The organism is Actinomycetes bacterium, from assembly GCA_022599915.1.
Lineage (GTDB): Bacteria > Actinomycetota > Actinomycetes > S36-B12.
Map to the genome: position 1 here is coordinate 1 of JAHZLH010000039.1, position 3,596 is coordinate 3,596.

Genomic DNA, 3,596 nt, shown 5'->3' on the forward strand with positions numbered 1-3,596 from the left:
ACAGAATGCGTCAAGAGTAGTCAACGATCGGATCCTTCGCACCCGGTAATTGCCAGCCGGTTGGCCCGCGGAATAAGCCCCGATTCACGCGAAAAAAGTGGCCAGGGACGGGGTCGAACCGTCGACCTTCCGATTTTCAGTCGGACGCTCGTACCAACTGAGCTACCTGGCCTAGTGTCCGGCAAGCCGGACCTAGCGACCCTGACGGGACTTGAACCCGCGACCTCCGCCTTGACAGGGCGGCGCGCTAACCAACTGCGCCACAGGGCCTAAGTACCCCCAACGGGATTCGAACCCGCGCTACCGCCTTGAAAGGGCGGCGTCCTAGGCCGCTAGACGATGGGGGCCGGACGCTGGCCCTCACCGACATGAATGCCGTTGAGTGCCGCTTTAGCATAGGGGACTGCGCGCTATGACCATAATCCGGGGTGAGCCTGCGGCTAGCCCTAGATAGTGATCAGACGAAATCCTCTTCCCTAATTGGATACCACTACCGGATGGCTGCTGGCTACACCGCTACGGGACACTGGGTCTGTGACTGAGGTGGAGCGCGGCGTTCAGGCGCTGCGGGCGGGTGGTTTGGTGGTGCTTCCCACCGAGACGGTCTATGGGTTGGCTGCCGACGCCGTGAACCCGCAGGCAGTAGCGCGCGTCTACGCCGTCAAGGGTAGGCCGGCAGACCATCCCCTCATCCTTCACTTGGCCGACTCCGCTCGCCTGGAAACATGGGCAGCAACGGTTCCGGAGTACGTCCACAACTTGGCTGCTGCGCTGTGGCCGGGTCCGCTCACGATGGTGCTGCCGCGGACCGATCGAGTGGCAGACTACGTCACTGGTGGGCAAGACACGGTGGCGATCCGAGTTCCTGATCACCCGCTCGCGCAAGCGGTGCTGACGGAATTTGGTGGCGGGGTGGTGGCACCGTCGGCCAATCGGTTCGGTCATGTCAGTCCCACCACGGCCGCTCACGCCGAACAAGATTTGGGAGACCGACTAGTCGCTGGCCTGGATATCGTCATCGATGGTGGCCCCTGCCAGGTGGGGGTTGAGTCCACGATCTTGGACTGCACTGGTGAGTACCCGGTGGTGTTGCGGCCCGGGACCCTGGGTGTGGTGCACATTGAGCAAGCTGCCGGCGTCCCAGTATCGCGGGAGTCGGCTCGGCCGATTCGAGTCCCAGGCTCGTTGACGTCGCACTATGCGCCACAAGCACAGGTTCAGATCGTCAGCGATGCTGCTGACCTCATGCCCGATACCTCGGTTCCTCCTAGGGTCGGTCTCCTCGCGCTAGCGGAAGTCACAACTCCGCCCGGAGTGGTGCGGCTAGCGGCTCCGAGTGAGGCTGGCGACTATGCCCGGGTGTTGTACGCCGCGCTCCGGGAAGCTGATTCCCTGCAGTTGCAACAAGTTGTGGCGCTGGCACCCGCCGGCGATGACGGTGCCGCCGTTGCGGTGCGGGACCGACTACAACGCGCCGCTGCTGATCGCCCTAGCTAGGAACCGAAATCGGAGCAAGCCAACGGTTCGGTCAGCCGTAGCCGAGGTCGTGCAGCCGGTCGTCGTCGATACCGAAATGATGAGCGATTTCATGCACCACGGTGATGTGTACTTCGTGAACCACATCGTCCAGCGAATGACACAGCGCCAAGATCGGCATGCGATAGACCGTGATCAGGTCGGGCATGGTGCCCGCGTACCAGTTGCCTCGCTCAGTGAGCGGAACGCCGGTGTAGAGACCCAACAGCTGCTGCCCAGGTGGCGGCCAGTCTTGGACCTCGATCACCACGTTGTCGACCAGCCGAGCGAGTTCCTGTGGGATTTGGTCTAACGCGGTCGCTACGAGATCTTCGAAGTGCGCTCGTTCCACCTGGATCATCGCGACTTCCCAGCTGGGCGGGAATGAGCACTCATCACGGCTACCGGCACTCAGCCGCTCGGGGGCTGGTGAGACATGGTGTGACCGCCGGACGCGAATAGACCGGGGCCGGAGGTTTGTCCCGCCGCCAGCGCCGCGATGTTGTGCTCCAGATCGGCGATCTCATCGGGCCAGGAGCCGGTATCGCGCTGCTCCGCAGGTAGTTGCCGATACAGATCCAACGCCTGTCGATAACGCTTCAACGCCGCATCCGAAGAACCGAGCCGCCCCAACAGTGCAGCGGATTCGTGTTCGCAACCTGCCACTCGATCCGCGAAGCCCAGCTCCCGGTAGGTGCGGCTGCACTCATCGAGCAGGGACAGGGCTTCCACCTCGTCGTCTCGGTTGCTGCTGTCCGAGTGCGCCAGCACGATGGCCAAGCCATGTCGGGCATCGGCGGTTCGCTCGGGATCGGGGATCATTTCCGCAGTGGCTATTGCTGCCTCGAAGGATTTGCGAGCCTCGGCGCGTTCGCCGGCTCGATCGGCCATGGAGGCGAGGTCAGTCAGCAGTTGCGCCCGTAGGGCCGGCTCGCCGGCAGATTCGGTGAACCGCAGTGCTTGTCGCAGTAGGGTCATAGCGCGATCTAGTTGCCCCGCCTCGGCCTGCCGCCACGCAAGTGGAATAGCAATCCGGGCGGCAGAGATTGGCTGATCGCTGCTGATGTAGTCGGTGAAGGATTCACCCAGCACCGACAACGCGTCGTCGGCGCGACCCATCCCCTCCAGCGCGATCCCCAACACTTGTCGCGCCTGCGCCCGGTAGCCGAGGTCTTCTTCTCCGCATTGGTCGATGGCGCGCAAGGCGATTCGAGCGGCTTCGGGGAACTGTTCCCGGCCCAGCAACTCATCAGCTGCCGCGATCTGTTCGGTCAGACTGGTACTGGGCGCGGGGGTGCTCTCACTCGCGGCTGGTTGGTTGCCCTGATCGGGGATCGGCGGTGCTCCGGGTGAGGCGGCTTCGTCCATCCGGTTGCCTACCGCCTGCCATTGCTTACGCAGCCAGCCCTTGCCGAAGCCACGACAGGCAGGTTGGGCTGCATCCAGTTCCGCGGCAGCGTCTTGACGTTGCCCCAGCATCAACAGTGATGCGGCTCGATGGATTCGAGCCAGGGCCTCAAGTTGTGCCGGCGGCATGTCAGTAGCGTCGGGAACTGGAGCGGACAGACTGCCGAGCCGCAGCCACCGACGGGTCTGTCCCTCGTCGTCATCTCGTTGCGCCAACTGCAAATACGAGATGAGTTCGGCATACTCGGCAACCGCACTCGCATGATCACCGGTGGCGGCGAGCACCATACCGAGGTTCATGTGAGCGATGCCGATAGCTCCCGACTCACCAGAACTGCGTGCCGCGGTCAGTTGGGCTTGGGCGGCGGCAACTGGGTCCGGTGCGATCCCCTCGCCTTGCTCCTCATCCACGTATCCCACTATGCCCTTACCGCGATGGGGATTCCCATTCACCCCGAGCGAGTGCTGGGAGTGGCGGGATTAGGTGCGACGAGGCCGGTTGTGTAAGGGGTGTGTAAGGGGAAGGTACGAACAGTAGTTCTGGGGTATCGGTTTCGTCGCTGGATGGTTTCCACTGGTAACAGGAAAGAGGAACCATGAGTGACCACGACACCGATCACATCGGGCCCGAAGCAACGCAATCAGCCACTGCCGAACAACCAGAACCAGTGCAG

The 3,596-nt window shown here is 63.1% G+C and carries 3 protein-coding genes and 3 tRNA genes; 1 reads left to right on the plus strand and 5 read right to left on the minus strand.

Going from position 1 to position 3,596, the window contains the following annotated elements:
* Window positions 1-98 precede the first annotated feature (98 nt).
* The 3 genes from K0U62_06860 to K0U62_06870 form a co-directional block, all read right to left on the minus strand.
* Window positions 99-172, minus strand: a tRNA-Phe gene (locus tag K0U62_06860).
* 24 nt (window positions 173-196) lie between these two features.
* Window positions 197-270, minus strand: a tRNA-Asp gene (locus K0U62_06865).
* Between the two features lie 4 nt (window positions 271-274).
* Window positions 275-347 (minus strand) — tRNA-Glu (locus K0U62_06870).
* Between the two features lie 187 nt (window positions 348-534).
* Here K0U62_06870 and K0U62_06875 point away from each other — a divergent pair.
* The gene (locus tag K0U62_06875; GenBank protein ID MCH9801235.1) at window positions 535-1,497 is read left to right on the plus strand and encodes a threonylcarbamoyl-AMP synthase; all 963 of its coding nucleotides are present in this window, start codon (window positions 535-537) and stop codon (window positions 1,495-1,497) included.
* A gap of 31 nt (window positions 1,498-1,528) precedes the next feature.
* Here K0U62_06875 and K0U62_06880 read toward each other — a convergent pair whose 3' ends face one another.
* Together K0U62_06880 and K0U62_06885 are read right to left on the minus strand one after the other, a co-directional pair.
* Window positions 1,529-1,876, minus strand: coding sequence for a metallopeptidase family protein (locus K0U62_06880; protein ID MCH9801236.1), 348 nt, complete (start codon window positions 1,874-1,876; stop codon window positions 1,529-1,531).
* A 50-nt stretch (window positions 1,877-1,926) separates the two neighbouring features.
* Entirely contained in the window at window positions 1,927-3,375 is a 1,449-nt protein-coding gene (locus K0U62_06885; protein ID MCH9801237.1) for a tetratricopeptide repeat protein, read from the minus strand.
* Window positions 3,376-3,596: the final 221 nt, after the last annotated feature.

What these genes read in the sequence shown, in the direction of transcription:
- K0U62_06880 (MCH9801236.1), bottom strand. Translation starts at nt 1,876, where the DNA reads ATGATCCAGGTGGAACGAGCGCACTTCGAAGATCTCGTAGCGACCGCG.